Genomic DNA, 16,146 nt, shown 5'->3' on the forward strand with positions numbered 1-16,146 from the left:
GCCCCAGCGTCGACCCCAGCCCGAGCCGCGCGTCCTGACCTGCACCGATGCCGCCTCCGGCGGGTGACCTCCCAGCTGCCGGAAACAACGCACCTCGGCGGACGGACCGCGCCGGGGTCGCCGTAGGCTTGCTGTCATGCGCCATGAGTGGCATCAGCTGAGCCACCCCGGGGTGGCCGGTCCCGGGCTGCAGACCAGCCGGCCGACCGTCGACTCCGCCGAGGACGCGGCTCTCGGCCTGGACCGCTGGCGGGAGCTGCCCCGCGAGCAGGTTCCGCCGTGGTCGGACCCGGCGAAGGTGGCCGAGGTGTGCAAGGTGCTCGACACCGTGCCGTCGGTGGTCGCCCCCTACGAGGTCGACCAGCTCCGGCAGCGGCTCGCGCTGGTCTGCGAGGGCAAGGCGTTCCTGCTTCAGGGCGGGGACTGCGCCGAGACGTTCGCCGACAACACCGAGAGCCACCTGCTGGCCAACGCCCGCACGCTGCTCCAGATGGCGATCGTGCTCACCTACGGCGCCTCCCTCCCGGTGGTCAAGGTCGCGCGGGTCGCCGGGCAGTACACCAAGCCCCGGTCGCTGCCGACCGACGCGCGTGGGCTGCCCGCGTACCGCGGCGACATGATCAACTCGCTGGAGGCCACGCCGGAGGCGCGGGTCGCCGACCCGCAGCGCATGATCAGGGCGTACGCGAACTCCGCGGCCGCCATGAACATGCTCCGGGCGTACCTGGCCGGCGGGCTGGCCGACCTGCACGCGGTGCACGACTGGAACAAGGACTTCGTCCGGCAGTCCCCGGCCGGCGAGCGCTACGAGGCGATCGCTCGGGAGATCGACCGCGCCATCGCCTTCATCCGGGCCTGCGGGATGACCGACGAGGAGGCGCTGCGCACCGTCACCCTCTACTGCTCGCACGAGGCGCTCGCGCTGGAGTACGACCGCGCGCTCACCCGCGTCTCCGGCAGCCGGGCGTACGGCCTCTCCGGGCACTTCCTCTGGATCGGGGAGCGCACCCGCCAGATCGACGGCGCCCACATCGACTTCATCTCCCGCATCGCCAACCCGATCGGGGTCAAGCTCGGCCCGACCACCACCCCGGACGAGGCGATCGAGCTCTGCGAGAAGCTCAACCCGGAGAACATCCCCGGCCGGCTCACCCTCATCAGCCGGATGGGCAACCACCGGGTACGCGACGCGCTGCCACCCATCGTCGCGAAGGTCACCGCGGCCGGCGCGAAGGTGGTGTGGCAGTGCGATCCGATGCACGGCAACACGCACGAGTCGTCCAACGGTTACAAGACCCGGCACTTCGACCGGATCGTGGACGAGGTGCTCGGCTACTTCGAGGTCCACCGGAACCTGGAGACCCACCCCGGCGGCCTGCACGTGGAGCTGACGGGCGAGGACGTCACCGAGTGTCTCGGCGGCGCCCAGGGCATCGAGGACCTCGACCTGCCCGACCGGTACGAAACCGCCTGCGACCCGCGGCTGAACACCCAGCAGTCGTTGGAGCTGGCCTTCCTGGTAGCGGAGATGCTGCGTGGCTGAGGCGAGCCGTGAGCTGGCGAGCCCCGCGGTCGCAGCCGAAGAGACGGCCGCGGCTGAGGTGAGCAGTGAGCTCGCGACCGCCGCGGCCGGCAGCCGAAAGGACAACTGTGGCTGACAGCCTGATCGACCTGCGTTCGGACACCGTCACCCGGCCCACCCCGGGAATGCGGGAGGCCATGGCCACCGCCGAGGTCGGTGACGACGTCTACGGCGAGGACCCCACGGTCACCGCCCTCGAGGCCGAGGTGGCCGCGCTCTTCGGGCACGAGGCGGCGCTCTTCGCCCCGAGCGGGTCGATGGCCAACCAGATCGCCCTGCAACTGGTGGTGCCGCCGGCCAACGAGCTGCTCTGCGACGCCGACGCCCACGTGGTCACGTACGAGATCGGCGCCGCGGCCGCGTACGGCGGGATCTCGTCGCGGACGTGGCCGGCGGTCGGCGGGGACGTCGACCCGGACGTGGTCGCCGCCATGATCCGGCCGGACGGCTACTTCGCGGTCCCGACCCGGGCGATCGCCGTCGAGCAGACCCACAACCGGGGCGGCGGCGGGGTGATCCCGCTGGCCACCCTGCGGGAGCTGCGGCGCGTCGCCGACGACGCGCAGCTGGCGCTGCACTGCGACGGCGCCCGGATCTGGCACGCCCACGTCGCCGACGGCGTGCCGCTGACCGAGTACGGCCGGCTCTTCGACACCCTGTCGGTCTGCCTCTCCAAGGGCCTCGGCGCGCCGGTCGGCTCGCTGGTCGTCGGCAGCGCGGAGAAGATCGAGCGGGCGCGGCTCATCCGGAAGCGGATGGGGGGCGGCATGCGGCAGGTCGGCGTCCTGGCCGCGGCCGGCCGGTACGCGCTGGCCCACCACGTCGCGCGTCTCGCCGAGGACCACGCGAAGGCCGCCCGGCTGGCCGAGGCGATCGCGCCGTTCGGTGTGCTCGCCACCCCGGTACGCACCAACATCGTGCCGCTGGACCTGACCAAGTCCGCCTTCGACGCCCACACGCTGGCCGCCGCCGCCCGGCAGGCGGGGCTGCTGATCTCGGTGCTCGGCCCGCGTACCGCCCGGCTGGTCACCCACATGGACGTCGACGACGCCGGCATCGACCGGGCCGTGGACATCCTCACCCGCGTCCTGCGCGGCTGACCCCGCGCGATTCATCGCCACGACGAGGGGCTGTTCCGGGTACGGAGCGGCCCCTCGTCTCGTGGAGTGCGCGCCGCACCGGCTCCGTGCGACGCCCCGGCCGGGGCCGGTCAGTCGCGCAGGCGCTTGAGGGTGGCGACGTCGGCGTCGTGGCCGACGTGCTTCTCCGTCGGGGTCTCCACCACCGTCGGCACGCCGGCGGTGGCCGGGTGGGTCATCAGCTCCGCGAACGGGAGTTCGCCGATGCTGCCCTTGCCGATGTTCTCGTGCCGGTCGCGGGTCGAGCCGCACAGGTCCTTCGAGTCGTTGGCGTGCACGAGCCGCAGCCGATCCGCTCCGACCGTGGCGACCAGGGTGTCCAGCGTCGCGGTCATGCCGCCCTCGACGGCCAGGTCGTGCCCGGCGGCCCAGGCGTGGCAGGTGTCGAAGCAGACGCCGAGCCCCGGGTGCCGGTCGACCGCGTCCAGGTAGGGGCCGAGGTGCTCCACCCGGGAGGCGAGCGACCGCCCGCCGCCCGCGCTCGGCTCCACCAGCAGCATCGGCCCACCGGTGGCGGCGGCCGAGTCCAGCAGTGGCAGCAGGGCCTCGCGGACCTGCCGCATCGCCGCCTCGGCGTGCCCGGCGTCGACCGCGCTGCCGGCGTGGAACACCACCCCCTGCGCGCCGATCGCCGCGCCCCGGCGCAGCGCGTGCGCCAGCGTCTGCGCCGACCGCTCGACGGTGGCCGCGGTGGGGGACCCGAGGTTGACGAGCAGGGACGCGTGGATGAAGACCGGGACGCCCCGCTCGGCGCAGCCGGCGCGGAAGAGTTCGTCCTGCGCCGGATCGCCCGGCGGCAACGCCCAGCCCCGGGAGTTGGAGACGTAGACCTGGACCACCTCGGCGCCGGTCGCGTCGAGGTAGGGCAGCGCCGCCTTGGCCAGACCGCCCGAGGTCGGCGTGTGTGTGCCGACCGGACGGGCCACGGTCATCGGCATCTCAGAAGCATCCGATCGTGACCGGGGTGCCCGGAGGCACCTGCGAGTTCTCGCCCGGGTTCTGGAACCGGACGACGGCGTTCGGGTTGAACTGGACGGTCACCGGGAAGCCCTGGCTCTCCAACACCTGCTTGGCCTGCTGACAGGGCAGATCCATCACCCGTGGCACGACCACCAGCGACGGGCCCTTGCTGACGTCCAGCTTGACCTCGGCGCCCCGCTCCACGCCGGTGCCGTCGGCCGGGCTCTGCCCGAGGATCTCGTCCTTCGGCTTCTCCGAGTCCTTGTAGTTCTCCACCGCGACCAGACCCAGCCGGGACAGCGCGTTCCGGGCGTCGTTGAGGTTCTTGCCGACCAGGTTGGGCACACTGATCGGGGCCTTGCCCTTGCTCAAGATCACCGTCACCTTGGCGCCCGGCTTGACCTGCGCGCCGACCTTCGGGTTGGTGGCCACCACCACCCCGGCGGGCAGGGTGTCGTCGTAGCGGGCGGTGCCCTTGACCACCACCAGGTCGGCGCTGACCAGATCCGCCTCGGCCAGCTCGAACTCCTTGCCCACCACGTCCGGCACCGGGAACTGCTCCGGGCCGAGGGAGAGGGTCAGGGTGATGGTGCCGCCCTTGATGATCCGGTCGGCCGAGACCGGATCCTGGAGCAGGACGCTGTCGCGCGGAACGGTGGCGTCGTAGCGGGGCTCGGCGTACTTCAGGACGAGGCCGGCGCGGGCGGCCTGCGCCTCCGCGTCCGCCTTGGTCAGGCTCACCAGCTGCGGGGCGTCCGTGTAGCGGCCGAACGTGAGGTACCAACCGCCGAGGGCGGCGACCAGCACGAGCGCCGTCACGGTGGCGATGATCGCCAGGCGGCCACGGCTCTCGCCGGCCAACCCGGTGAAGAGCCGACCGATCCGGGAACCGAGGCCGTCGCTCTCCTGCGGGGCCGCCCGGCGTCGGCCGACCCGCTGGCCGTCCTCGGGTAGCCGGGCCCACGCCGGCCGCTCGGCCGGGCGCACCGCCGCGACCACCATGGTCGGCTCGGAGACCGGCGGCTCGGTGGTGATCCGCCGCAGCACTGTGGTGTGGCTGTTCGGGTTGCCCAGCTCGTCGCGGGCCACCTGCACCTCGGTCAGGAGCGCGCCGGCGTCGGCGGGCCGGGCGTCCGGGTCTCGGCGGGTGGCGCGGGCGACGAGGCCGTCGAGCGCCGTCGGCAGGCCGGGAACCAGGGTCGACGGGGATGGCACGTCGCGGTCGACGTGCTGCCAGGCGATGTCGATCGGGCGGCCGCCGTCGTAGGGCACCCGGCCGGTGAGCATCTCGAAGAGCACGATGCCGGCCGAGTAGACGTCGGTACGTGGGTCCGCGTGGCCCTTGGTGACCAGCTCCGGGGCGACGTACGCCACGGTCGCCATGAGCTGGTTGCCGCTCTCCTCGTCGGCGCTCGCCTCGACGGCGCGGGCGAGCCCGAAGTCGGCCACCTTCACGACGCTGTCGACCAGATTGGCCATGCCCCCGGTGGGCGCCTCGGCGACCAGCACGTTCTCCGGCTTGACGTCGCGGTGGACCACTCCGGACCGGTGCGCGGCGGCGATCGCGGCGAGCATCTGCTCGAAGATGGCCAGCGCCTCGTCCGGGTTGAGCCGGCGCCGCTCGGCGAGCACCTCGCGCAGGGTGCGGCCGCGTACGTACTCCATCACCAGGTAGGGCAGGCCGCCGTGCGTGCCCTGGTCGTAGACCGCGACCACGTTGGGGTGGGTGAGCCGGGCGATGGTCTTGGCCTCGTCGGTGAAGCGTTCGACGAAGCCGGCGATCCGGGCCCGGGCCTCGGGTGCCTGGGTCGGATGAATGATCTTGACTGCGACCGTGCGCTCGAGACGCTCGTCGGTGGCGGTGTACACGGTCGCCATGCCGCCACGGGCCACGCGACCGCGGATGCGGTAGCGCCCGTCTATCAGCGAGCCAAGCAACGTGTCGGCGACCTGTGTGTCCATCGGCAGGAAGTCTATGTGTCCAGGGGTCGAAGGTTGAACAGGATGCTACAGCCGGGGTCCGACCTCGTCCGCCCGCCGCGCTCGTCCGCCCGCCGAAGATGGCGCTGATCTGCGCGAACGTTCCTCTCCGCCGGCTCGGAGCGGCCCGCGCGGGGTCGGCGAGGAGAGCATCCGGGAACACGTTCCGGTGACTCGGCGGTCACCTTCGGTGTCGGGTCGCGGCGTCCGGGGTGCCGTTTGGCCTGGCCGGGCCGCCCCGTGGCAGGGTGTTCGGGTGACCGAATCCGTACCCGCCGACCAGGCCGCAGCCGGCCCCGGGCCCGCCGACGCGGCCGGCTGGCTGACCCTGCCCGACGTCGCCGAACGCCTCGACGTGTCGATCAGCAAGGTGCACCAGATGATCCGCGACCGGGAGCTGCTCGCGGTCCGCCGCGACGGCGTCCGCCGGGTGCCCGGGGACCTGGTGGCCAACCGTACGGTGCTCAAGCACCTGCCCGGCGTGCTCAACCTCCTTTCCGACGCCGGCTACGACGACGAGGCGGCGCTGCGCTGGCTCTACGAGCCGGACGACACTCTGCCGGGGACCCCGGCGGCCGCCCTCGGCGGAGACCAGGCCCGCGAGGTCAAACGCCGCGCCCAAGCCCTCGGCTTCTAACCCACCCCCCGTTTCTCCGTGCGTTGATCATGAAGTTGTCGCCGGCCGCAGCGGCGTGTCAGGGCGATAACTTCATGATCAACGCCGGGGTGGGGGTGGGGGGTTAGAAGAAGAGGCCGCGGCGTTGGACGGACTGGCGTAGCCAGCCGTCGAGCTGGGCGGTCCAGTCCGTCCGGTCGAGCGTGGCGTAGTCGACGGTGAACCGGCCGAAGGCGTCCCGGCCCTCACTGAGCAGGCCACCCCGCTTGTCCAGCTCCAGCACCACCTGCATCTGCCGGGCGTCGGCGACGAAGGTGACCTCCAGCTGGTTGATCGCCCGGGCGTACTGCGGCGCGGGGAGGAACTCGATCTCCTGGTAGAAGGGCAGCGACTGGCGCACGCCGTAGATGTGGCCGCGCTCCACGTCGGCCCGGGCGAACCGGAAGCCCAGCCGCAGCAGCGCGTCCAGCAGACGCTCCTGCGCGGGCAGCGGGTGCACCGCCACCGCGTCCAGGTCGCCCTTGTCCACCGCCCGGGCCACCTCCAGCTCCGTACGCAGCCCCATCGTCATCCCGCGCAGGTGCTGTCCGTACAGCTCGGTGACCGGTGTCTCCCAGGGCACGTCGAAGCGGAACGGGATGTCGTGGCGCTGCCCCGGCTCCAGCCGGAACGCGCCGGTGGCCCGCTGCCGGTGGAACTCCTGGTCGGTGTCGTACTCGTTGTCGCCGCTCTCCACCTCGACGCGGGTGACCAGCCCGAGCGCCACGTACTCGATGTCGACCTGATGGTCACCGCCCGTCACCTGGATCCGGCCCTCGAGCTGGCCGCCGGGGCGGCAGTTCGGGTTGGTCAGCACGGTTTCCACCGACGGGCCACCCACACCCATCGCCTGCATGAGCCGCTTGAAGACCACTGCACCCCTCCGTAGCCTCGTGGCCGGTCACGCCGGCCGATCGATCGCACGGTAACCGGGTCGGGCAAAACTCACCGGGGCCGACACTCCCCGCCCGGGCTCCCGCCCGTCACTCCACCGATCCGACCGGATTGCTGTCGGGTCCCCGATCGCCTCACTCCCGTTTCACGCCCCGCCCGCCAAGCTGTTTGTCACCGGCGGCACTGGGCCGGAAACGCACGACACGGACACGGGGAGAGACGAAAGATGGCCCTGCAGATGACGGAGCACCAGATGCGCCCGACCGCGGGCACGGACACCGACCCGGGCGTCGAGGTCCTCACCGACCTGGACGCCACCGACGAGCGGGGCGTCTCCACGGACCTCGTCCGGGCGTACCTCAACGGCATCGGCCGGACGAAGCTGCTCACCGCGGCGCAGGAGGTCGAGCTCGCCAAGCGGATCGAGGCCGGGCTCTTCGCCGAGGAGAAGCTCGCCACCTGCACCCCGGTCTCCCCGCAGCTGCGGGCCGACCTGGAGCTGATCGCCACGGAGGGTCGGGCCGCCAAGGACCATCTGCTCGAGGCGAACCTGCGGCTGGTGGTGAGCATCGCCAAGCGCTACACGGGTCGCGGCATGGCCTTCCTCGACCTCATCCAGGAAGGCAACCTCGGCCTGATCCGCGCCGTCGAGAAGTTCGACTACACCAAGGGCTACAAGTTCTCCACCTACGCCACCTGGTGGATCCGCCAGGCCATCACCCGCGCCATGGCCGACCAGGCCCGCACCATCCGCATCCCGGTGCACATGGTCGAGCAGGTCAACCGGATGGTCCGGGCCCGCCGCGAGCTGTCGGTGGCGCTGGGTCGCGAGCCCACCGTCGCCGAGGTGGCCCGGGCGCTCGACGTCTCCGAGTTCCAGGTCATCGAGCTGATCTCGTACGACCGGGAGCCGGTCAGCCTGGATCAGGCGGTCGGTGAGGACGGCGAGAGCGCGCTCGGTGACTTCGTCGCCGCGGTGGATCCGCGTCAGGAGCCCGGCGACGCCGCGGCCCAGGGCGAGCTGCGCAACGAGGTCCGGATCGTGCTGGCCACCCTCTCCCAGCGGGAGCAGGCGGTGATCCGGCTGCGGTTCGGTCTGGACGACGGACGGCAGCGCACGCTCGACGAGGTCGGCCGCGAGTTCGGCCTCTCCCGGGAACGGATCCGGCAGATCGAGAAGGTGACGCTGCTGAAGCTGCGCGCCCCGGAGCGAGCGCAGCGCCTGGAGGCGTACGCCTGCTGACGGCGCGTGGTGAAAGGGCCCGGCGGTTCGCCGGGCCCTTTCGCGTACCCCGGCCGGGGCCGCCTCCGTACGGCCGGGGCGCGGCGGTGGTTGACGTGACCGGTCCGCCGGGTTACCCAGGGCGTGACCAGCTTCACCGCGGCTTGAGAGGACGCAGCATGAACTGGACGTTGGAAGTGGTGGTGGTACCCGTGTCCGACGTGGACCGGGCCAAGGCGTTCTACGCCGACCAGCTCGGATTCGCCGTCGACCATGACACCGCCATCGGCGGGCTCGGCCGGATCGTCCAACTGACCCCGCCCGGTTCCGGCTGTTCCATCGTCTTCGGCGCCGGCGTCGTACCGGAGATGCCGCCGGGCTCGCTCAAGGGACTCCAGCTGGTCGTGCCCGACCTGCGCAAGGCGCGCGCGCAGCTGGTGGAGCGGGGCGTCGAGGTCAGCGACATCCAGGTCCTGGGGGAGAACCCGGGGCCGGTGCCGGACCCGCTGGATAATGTCGGCTTCGTCTTCTTCTCCGACCCGGACGGCAACTCCTGGGCCGTCCAGCAGATCTCCAGCCGCGCCTGACCGCGCGGCGCACCTCGCCCGGTCCCGCCGGCAGGGCCCTCCGGTCACCCGTCGGGGCGGCCCTCCGGTCCCGTCGGCGGGGCGATCCGGTCCCGTCGGCGCGGCCGTCGCGCCGGTGGGACCGGCCTTCACAGCCGGCGGGGGCCGGTGTCCGGCCGGTCGGCGGCGGCGCCGAGGCGCACGCTGGCGTGCAGCACCGACAGGCCGTCCGGCCGGGCGAGCACCGGGTTCAACGTCAGGGCGCGCACGCGGGGCTGCTCGTCGGCGAGCCGGCCGACCCGCAGCAGCAGCTCGGCCAGGGCCGCCCGGTCCACCGCGGCGGCGCCGCGGTGACCCCGCAGCAGCGGGGCGGCCCGCGGCTCGCCGACCAGCTCCTCGGCGTCGCGATCGGTCAACGGCACCGCCCGCCAGGCCCGGTCGCCGAGCAGCTCGGTGGCGACGCCCCCGACCCCGAAGCCGACCACCGGCCCGAACGCCGGATCCTCCACCAGCTCGACCACGCAGGCCACCCCGGGCGGCACCATCGGCTGCACCAGGACGTCCGTGCCGAAGACCGCGGACAGCTCGGCGTACGCCCGGCGCACCGCCGCCGGATCGGGCAGGTCGAGCCGTACGGCGCCGAGGTCGAGGCGGTGCCGCAGCCCGTACGCCGACGCCTTGAGGGCCACCGGCGTGCCAAGCCGGGTCGCCGCCGCGGCCGCCTCCTCCGCCGAGCGCGCCGGCACCGAGTCGACCAGCTCGATCCCGTACGCGGCGAGCAGACCGGCGATGTCCACGCCGTCCCGGCGCAGCGCGGCCCGACCGGCGACGGGGTCGATACCGGTCAACTCCGGCAGGCTGCCGGGCGGTCGGCGGAGCCACTCCGCGTACCGGTGCACCCGGGCCAGCGCTCGGACCGCCTCCTCGACACCCCCGTACGCCGGCAACCCGGACACCGTCCGTCCGGCCAGGACGGTCACCACGACCGGCTTGCCGGGACCCAGCGCGGCGGGCAACGCGACGGCGAGGTCGGCCTCGACCGGCTGGCCGGGCAGCGGCGGGGCGAGCATCACCGCGAGCGCGTCGACGCCGTCGTCACCGGCCGCCGCGGCGAGGGCGGCGGCGAACTCCGCCGCGGTGGCGTTGGGCCCGACGTCGCGGGGAGAGCCGCCGGCCAGGGTGAGTCCCTGGGCGGCGCAGGCGCGGGCGGCGAGCCCGGTGAGCGCCGAGGAGTTCCCCACCACGGCCACCCGCGGGCCGGCCGGCAGCGGCTGGTTGGCCAGCAGCAGCCCGACGTCCAGCAGCTCGGCGACGGTGTCGACCCGGATCACGCCGGACTGGGCGAAGAGGGCGGCCACCGCCACCTCGTCCGGGCCGGCGGAGCTGCCCGGCCCGTCCGGTCGGGCCGGCGACGCGAGCGCCACCACCGGCTTGGTCCGCCCGACCCGCCGGGCCAGGCGGGCGAACTTGCGGGGGTTGCCGAAGGTCTCCAGGTGCAGCATGACCACGTCGGTGCCGGGATCGTCCTGCCAGTACTGGAGGAGGTCGTTGCCGGAGACGTCGGCCCGGTTCCCCGCCGAGACGAAACTGGACAGGCCGAGGCCACGGCGGTCCGCCTCGGCGAGCAACGCCACCCCGAACGCCCCGGACTGGCTGAAGATGCCGACCCGGCCGGGCGGCGGCAGCGCCGGCGCGAGCGTGGCGTTGAGGCGTACCGCCGGGTCGGTGTTCGCCACGCCGAGGCAGTTCGGGCCGATCACCCGCATGCCGGCGGCGTGCGCGGCCCGGACCAGCGCCCGCTGCGCGGCGGCGCCCTCCGCCCCGGCCTCCGCGAACCCGGCCGCGATCACCACCAGCCCGTGCACGCCGGCGGCCGCGGCGTCGGCGACCACCGCCGGCGCCGCCTCCGGCGCGACCGCGACCACCGCGAGGTCCAGCGGCACCCCGGCGTCGACCGCGTGCGGATACGCGGGCAGCCCGGCGACGGTCGTCGCGGTCGGGTGCACGGGAACGACGGCGCCCGCGAAGCCACCGTCGCGCAGGTGCCCGAGCACGGCCGCGCCGACGCCCTGCCCGGTGGCGCTGGCACCGTAGACGGCGACGCCCCTCGGCGCCAGGAGGCGGGCTATCGACCGCGCCTCCGTACGGTGCTCCCGACCACGCTGGACCGCCAGCGTGGCGTCGGTCGGCGCGATCGGGAAGCTCAGGTGCACCACCCCGTCGGCGAACTGCCGGCGCACCTGGTAGCCGAAATCGGAGAAGACCCGCAGCATCGTGCCGTTGGCCGGGAGCACCTCGGCGACGAAGTGCACGATGCCCACCCGGCGGGCCGCGTCCGCCAGATACTCCAGCAGCACCGAGCCGATGCCCCGCCCCTGGTGGGCGTCCTCGACCACGAAGGCCACCTCGGCCTCGGGCGCCTCCGGCCCGAGCCGCTCGTACCGGCCCACGGCGACGATCCGGCCGCCCGCCAGGACCACGAGCGCCTCCCGGTCGCGATGGTCGACGGTGACGAAGCGCCGCAGGTCCCGTTCCGGGATCCGGGGGTACGGCGAGAAGTAGCGCAGGTAGCGGGTGCGCTCCGAGAACCGGCCGTGCATCGCCACGATCTCCGGCGCGTCATCGGGACGGATCGGTCGCAGTTGGACGGTGCTGCCGTCGCTGAGCAGCACGTCCACCGGTCGGTCCACTGTCGTCACGGGCCGGCTCCCGCCGCGCTCAGTCGCGCGGGTCGTGCGGGTCGAGCCCGAGCAGCGGGAAGACCGTCTTGCGGGTGGCCGCGATCGCCCGGTCCACCGCGGTCGGTTCGCCGCTGGGCTGCCACGGCTCGTACGACGGGTCGACGTCGTCGGTCATCCGCAGCGGCACCTCACGGCCGGGACCGCGCGCGGCAGCCAGCTCGCGCCATCCGGGCGGGGTCAGCGTCGCCGGGTCGATCGGCTCGCCGGTCGCGACCGCCAGCAGGTGCGTCCACGCCCGGGGCACGGCCTCGACGAGGGCGTAGCCGCCCCCGCCGGTGGCCACCCAACGACCACCGCAGAGCTCGTCGGCGAGTGCCCGCAGGGCGAGGTAGGTGGCGCGCTGGCCGTCGACGGAGAGCTGCAGATCCGCGAGAGGGTCGAGCCGGTGCCCGTCCGCACCGCACTGGGTGACGAGCACCTGCGGCCGGAAGGCCCGCAGCACCGACGGGACGATCGCGTGGAACGCCCGCTGCCAGCCCGCGTCGGCGGTACCCGGCGGCAGCGCCACGTTCACCACGCTGCCCTCGGCGTCCGGGCCGCCGGTCTCGTCGGGGAAGCCGGTGCCGGGGAAGAGGGCGAGCGGGGTCTCGTGGAGGCTGACCGTCAGCACCCGCGGGTCGTCCCAGAAGACCTGCTGCACGCCGTCGCCGTGGTGCACGTCCACGTCGACGTACGCGATCCGCTCGGCGCCGAGATCGAGCAGGCGGGCGATGGCCACGGCCGGGTCGTTGTAGACGCAGAAGCCCGAGGCCCGCGCCGGCATCGCGTGGTGCAGCCCACCGGCCACGCTGACCGCCCGACGCGCCTCGCCCCGCCAGACCGCCTCGGCGGCGGCCACCGTCGCCCCGGTGACCAGGGCGCTCGCCTCGTGCATCCCGCCGAAGATCGGATTGTCCGAGGTGCCCAGCCCGAACCCCGCGAAGAGCGGGTCGGCGGGCGCGGCCCGGACCGCCGCCAGGTAACGCGGGTCGTGCACCCGGGTCAGGAGCGCGTCGTCGGCCCGCTCCGGCTTTACCAGACGTACCCGCGGCCGATCGAGGATCCCGAGTTCCCGGGCGAGCGCGACGGTCAGCTCCACCCGGATCGGGTCGAGGGGATGGTCCCCCATGTCGTAGGCGAGCAGGGACTCGTCCCACACCACCACCGTGTCGTCGGACATGCGCCCATCGTCGCACGTGGACCGGCCGCCCGCCCCGGACGCGCGGGGCGTCGCCGTGGCGCCGGTCACATCGCCGGCCCGAGGCCGGGAACGGGATCAGGCCCCGGTGGCCACCGGCCGGTCCGGGTCCGCGACCCAGTTGCTCCACGAACCGACGTAGAGCGCGGCGTCCGGCCGCCCGGCGAGGTGCAGGGCGAGCACCGCCTGGGCGGCGGTCACCCCCGAACCGCAGTAGGCCCCTACCGCGGTGCCGCCGGCGACCCCGACCGCGGCGAACCGTTCCCGCAGCGCCTCGGCGGCGGGGAAGCGGCCGTCCGTGACGTACTCCGGGGCGGGCAGGTTCACCGCGCCCGGCACGTGCCCGGCCACCGGGTCGATCGGCTCGGCCTCCCCCCGGTAGCGGGGCGCGGCCCGTACGTCGACCAGCACCGCGTCCTGGGCGGCGGCCAACCGGGCGGCCTCCCCCGCGTCGAGCACGGGCAGCGCGCCGGGTCGGACGGAGAGGTCGCCCGGCCGCGGCTCGGACGCCTCGGCGCTGACGGGCAGGCCGGCGGTGGTCCAGGCCGGGTACCCGCCGTGCAGCACACGAACCCGCTCGTGCCCGGCCCACCGCAGCGTCCACCAGGCGCGCGCGGCCGCCATGCCGTCCCCGCCGTCGTAGACCACGACGGGGTGGCCGGTCCGGACGCCCGCCGCCCGCAGCGCGGCCTGCAACGCCGCGGGATCGGGCAGCGGGTGCCGGCCGGCGGCGCCGGGCGGGCCGCAGAGCTCCGTGTCCAGGTCGACGAAGACCGCGCCCGGCAGGTGACCGGCGGCGTAGTCGTCCCGGCCGGGCGGCCCGGTGAGCCGCCAGCGGACGTCGAGCAGGGTGGGCGGGTCGGCGGCGTCGAGCTCGGCGGCGAGTCGCTCGGGCTCGACCAGCAGGTCGTCGGTACCGGACATGGCGACCAGTCAACACCATTCGGTGAGCGGACTCGCGTTTCGGCCTCGGTCGTTACACCTGCAACGCGGTAGCATCGATCACCGGAGGGCCGCTGACGTGAAACACGACCTGGTCGACACAACGGAAATGTACCTGCGCACCATCCTCGAGCTCGAGGAGGAGGGGGTGCCGCCGCTGCGCGCCCGGATCGCCGAGCGGTTGAAACAGAGTGGTCCGACGGTGAGCCAGACGGTCGCCCGGATGGAGCGCGACGGCTTGCTCACGGTCGAGGGTGACCGGCACCTGACGCTCACCGTCGACGGCCGCAACGCCGCCGTCTCCGTCATGCGTAAGCACCGGCTCGCCGAGCTGCTGCTGGTGAACGTGATCGGGATGCCCTACGAGGAGGCCCACGACGAGGCCTGCCGGTGGGAGCACGTGATGAGCGACGCGGTCGAGAAGCGGGTCTACGACCTGCTCAACCGGCCGACCCGCTCGCCCTACGGCAACCCGATCCCGGGCCTCGAGGAGCTCGGCTCGCCGGAGCCCGAGGACACCGCCGTCGTCGACGGTGAGCGCAACCTGGCCTTCCCCGGCCTCTCCGGGAAGGTCGTCGTCCGGCGGATCTGCGAGAGCGTGCAGACGAACGCGGACGTGCTCCGTCAGCTGCACGCCGCCGGTGTCGATCCCGGCGCCACCGTGACCGTGGCCCAGGAGCGCGACGGGGTGTCGATCGACCGCTCCGGCGATCGGGTCCGGCTTCCCCGCGAGGTCGCCTCCCGGGTCTTCGTCGCCGCCGGCTGACCTGGTCGGCCGGGTACCCGGCCGACCCTGTTCGCACCGGCGTTCCTGGTGAGCGGTGCCGGCTGCACGGTGATCGCCACTGGGTGCCCGGTCCGGAGGTGGCGGTTCGGCGCTCGCCGCCGCAGGCAGCTGCGACCGGCGTCACAGCGCGCGAGTGTTGACCTTCTTGGCCAGGGCCGCGAGCTGGACCGCCACCTTCTCCACCGCCGATTTGGCGGTCCCCTTCGCGGTCGTCCAGCTCAGCACGGCGAGCCGGCCGTCGGTGGAGAGCCAACCCACCTCGGCGACCGGGCCGTGGCCGTCCGCCGCGCCGGTGGTCCGCCGGTACGCCTGCTGGCCCAGCCCGGACACCTTGCCCGCCGAGTCGGGCACCACGTCGGCGGCGAAGGTGGCCTTGTCCATCGACGTCTCCGTCACCGTCAGGGTCAGCTCCGGCAGGGTGGCCTCGCCGGACCGGACCACGCAGGTGTGGGTGTCACCGCGCTCGCTCGCCGCGGCCACGTCGAACCGGACCTTCACCAGCTGCTCGATCACGGCGAAGTCGAGCAGCCGGCAGGCGCCGCCGGAGGAGGCGGCGGCCACGTCCACGGCGATCGGCGCCGGTGGCGGCACCGCCACCGGTTCCCGCTCTGTCGCGCAGCCCGCCGTCAGCAGTACGGCCGCGACGACGGGCAAGATCCGGGAACGCACGTGGAACCTCCGCAGTAGTCGGCGGGGGCAGCCGCCGGATGTCCGTCGGACACCGTACGGAATGTCCGGGCCGGGCGGAACCCCTCATCCTTCGCGTCGTCCAGCCGTCACGTCCGGGTCACCGGACGGTCCGTCGACGTACGGGCAGTGACGGCAGCCACGGCCGCAGCAGGTGCCCCGGCGGGCCAGGAACCCGGCGGTGAGCACGAACAGACCGGTCTCCGGGTCGAGATAGCCGGCTTCCCCGGCGTCGAGCGCGGCAGCGTGGGCGGCGAGGACCCGCTCCCGGTCCGGGTGGTCGAGCGGCAGCCGGGACGGGTGCGGCTCGCTCAGCGGGCGCGCGGCCAACGGTAGTCGCTTGCCGGTCACCGCCGCAGTCTAGGTGTTCGCCACGGCGGGCCCGGTCAGCGGAACCGGGCCAACGCGGCGACCAGCGCTTCGGCGTCCAGGCCGGCGGCGAGGAGCAGCCGCTCGCCCCGGCGGCCACCGCGGCCGAGGCGACGTCGACCACCTCCAGCACCTCCCGGTAGGTGAGGCTCGCGCTGGGCACCGCGTGGACGTCCCGGACGTCCAGCGGCACCCCGAGGTCGGTGAGGCCCGGCACGGCCGCCGTCAGATCGGCGCCGGTGAGCCGGGTCACCACACCGGGGCGTCCCCGGTCGACCCCGCCCATCGCGATCGTGCCACCGAGGGTGACGAGGGTGATCGACATCGGGTGTGCCTCCGTTCCGCCGCCGCCCGGTCGGGTGAGCCCCCGGACCGTACCCGGGCCCGATATCGGGTGGCGCGGGCGGGCGGAGCGGCGGCAGGCTGAGGCGCCCCGCGATCCCGC

The 16,146-nt window shown here is 73.9% G+C and carries 14 protein-coding genes; 6 read left to right on the forward strand and 8 right to left on the reverse strand.

The genetic code is table 11. From position 1 onward, the window contains the following. The first annotated feature begins 136 nt into the window (after nt 1-136). Both E1211_RS21630 and E1211_RS21635 read left to right on the forward strand, forming a co-directional pair. Complete coding sequence (locus E1211_RS21630) at nt 137-1,543, forward strand: class II 3-deoxy-7-phosphoheptulonate synthase (protein ID WP_132350836.1); 1,407 nt, start codon at nt 137-139, stop codon at nt 1,541-1,543. A 119-nt stretch (nt 1,544-1,662) separates the two neighbouring features. Beyond that, the gene (locus E1211_RS21635; protein ID WP_132350847.1) at nt 1,663-2,682 is read left to right on the forward strand and encodes a low specificity L-threonine aldolase; all 1,020 of its coding nucleotides are present in this window, start codon (nt 1,663-1,665) and stop codon (nt 2,680-2,682) included. Nucleotides 2,683-2,792: 110 nt separating this feature from the next. On the opposite strand, the gene E1211_RS21640 is transcribed toward E1211_RS21635, so the two are convergent. After that, entirely contained in the window at nt 2,793-3,653 is an 861-nt protein-coding gene (locus E1211_RS21640; RefSeq protein ID WP_132350848.1) for a deoxyribonuclease IV, read from the reverse strand. Nucleotides 3,654-3,660: 7 nt separating this feature from the next. Further along, nucleotides 3,661-5,643, reverse strand: a complete 1,983-nt coding sequence (gene pknB / locus E1211_RS21645) for a Stk1 family PASTA domain-containing Ser/Thr kinase (RefSeq protein WP_132350837.1) — start codon at nt 5,641-5,643, stop codon at nt 3,661-3,663. Nucleotides 5,644-5,917: 274 nt separating this feature from the next. Between pknB and E1211_RS21650 the strand changes: the two genes are divergently transcribed. After that, complete coding sequence (locus tag E1211_RS21650; RefSeq protein ID WP_132350838.1) at nt 5,918-6,298, forward strand: Rv2175c family DNA-binding protein; 381 nt, start codon at nt 5,918-5,920, stop codon at nt 6,296-6,298. Nucleotides 6,299-6,401: 103 nt separating this feature from the next. Here E1211_RS21650 and E1211_RS21655 read toward each other — a convergent pair whose 3' ends face one another. Further along, nucleotides 6,402-7,190, reverse strand: a complete 789-nt coding sequence (locus E1211_RS21655; protein WP_132350839.1) for a sporulation protein — start codon at nt 7,188-7,190, stop codon at nt 6,402-6,404. Between the two features lie 246 nt (nt 7,191-7,436). On the opposite strand from E1211_RS21655, the gene sigB reads away from it, so the two are divergent. Both sigB and E1211_RS21665 read left to right on the forward strand, forming a co-directional pair. Beyond that, entirely contained in the window at nt 7,437-8,453 is a 1,017-nt protein-coding gene (sigB, locus tag E1211_RS21660; protein ID WP_371686188.1) for an RNA polymerase sigma factor SigB, read from the forward strand. Between the two features lie 158 nt (nt 8,454-8,611). After that, on the forward strand, nt 8,612-9,019 hold the full coding sequence (locus E1211_RS21665) for a VOC family protein (RefSeq protein ID WP_132350840.1): 408 nt from the start codon (nt 8,612-8,614) through the stop codon (nt 9,017-9,019). Nucleotides 9,020-9,147: 128 nt separating this feature from the next. Here the strand turns inward: E1211_RS21665 and E1211_RS21670 are convergent, their stop codons facing one another. From E1211_RS21670 to E1211_RS21680, 3 genes are all read right to left on the reverse strand, one after another. Then, nucleotides 9,148-11,697 (reverse strand): GNAT family N-acetyltransferase, encoded by a 2,550-nt coding sequence (locus tag E1211_RS21670; protein WP_132350841.1) that lies wholly within the window; start codon nt 11,695-11,697, stop codon nt 9,148-9,150. 19 nt (nt 11,698-11,716) lie between these two features. Beyond that, entirely contained in the window at nt 11,717-12,898 is a 1,182-nt protein-coding gene (locus E1211_RS21675) for an acetoin utilization protein AcuC (protein ID WP_132350842.1), read from the reverse strand. Nucleotides 12,899-12,994: 96 nt separating this feature from the next. Next, nucleotides 12,995-13,840 carry a sulfurtransferase gene (locus tag E1211_RS21680; RefSeq protein WP_132350843.1) on the reverse strand — a complete coding sequence of 282 codons (846 nt, stop codon included), beginning with the start codon at nt 13,838-13,840 and terminating at the stop codon, nt 12,995-12,997. Nucleotides 13,841-13,937: 97 nt separating this feature from the next. Between E1211_RS21680 and E1211_RS21685 the strand changes: the two genes are divergently transcribed. After that, complete coding sequence (locus tag E1211_RS21685) at nt 13,938-14,624, forward strand: metal-dependent transcriptional regulator (protein WP_132350844.1); 687 nt, start codon at nt 13,938-13,940, stop codon at nt 14,622-14,624. A gap of 141 nt (nt 14,625-14,765) precedes the next feature. On the opposite strand, the gene E1211_RS21690 is transcribed toward E1211_RS21685, so the two are convergent. Both E1211_RS21690 and E1211_RS21695 read right to left on the reverse strand, forming a co-directional pair. Beyond that, complete coding sequence (locus E1211_RS21690; protein WP_132350845.1) at nt 14,766-15,314, reverse strand: hypothetical protein; 549 nt, start codon at nt 15,312-15,314, stop codon at nt 14,766-14,768. Nucleotides 15,315-15,398: 84 nt separating this feature from the next. Further along, nucleotides 15,399-15,683 (reverse strand): DUF5522 domain-containing protein, encoded by a 285-nt coding sequence (locus tag E1211_RS21695; protein WP_132350846.1) that lies wholly within the window; start codon nt 15,681-15,683, stop codon nt 15,399-15,401. Nucleotides 15,684-16,146: the final 463 nt, after the last annotated feature.

Source organism: Micromonospora sp. 15K316, from assembly GCF_004348525.1.
Taxonomy (GTDB): domain Bacteria; phylum Actinomycetota; class Actinomycetes; order Mycobacteriales; family Micromonosporaceae; genus Micromonospora.

Coding starts and splice junctions, on each gene's coding strand:
- E1211_RS21680 (WP_132350843.1), bottom strand. CDS start 13,840: ATGTCCGGTACCGACGACCTGCTGGTCGAGCCCGAGCGACTCGCCGCC.
- sigB (WP_371686188.1), top strand. CDS start 7,437: ATGGCCCTGCAGATGACGGAGCACCAGATGCGCCCGACCGCGGGCACG.
- E1211_RS21640 (WP_132350848.1), bottom strand. CDS start 3,653: ATGACCGTGGCCCGTCCGGTCGGCACACACACGCCGACCTCGGGCGGT.
- E1211_RS21665 (WP_132350840.1), top strand. CDS start 8,612: ATGAACTGGACGTTGGAAGTGGTGGTGGTACCCGTGTCCGACGTGGAC.
- E1211_RS21630 (WP_132350836.1), top strand. CDS start 137: ATGCGCCATGAGTGGCATCAGCTGAGCCACCCCGGGGTGGCCGGTCCC.
- pknB (WP_132350837.1), bottom strand. CDS start 5,643: ATGGACACACAGGTCGCCGACACGTTGCTTGGCTCGCTGATAGACGGG.
- E1211_RS21675 (WP_132350842.1), bottom strand. CDS start 12,898: ATGTCCGACGACACGGTGGTGGTGTGGGACGAGTCCCTGCTCGCCTAC.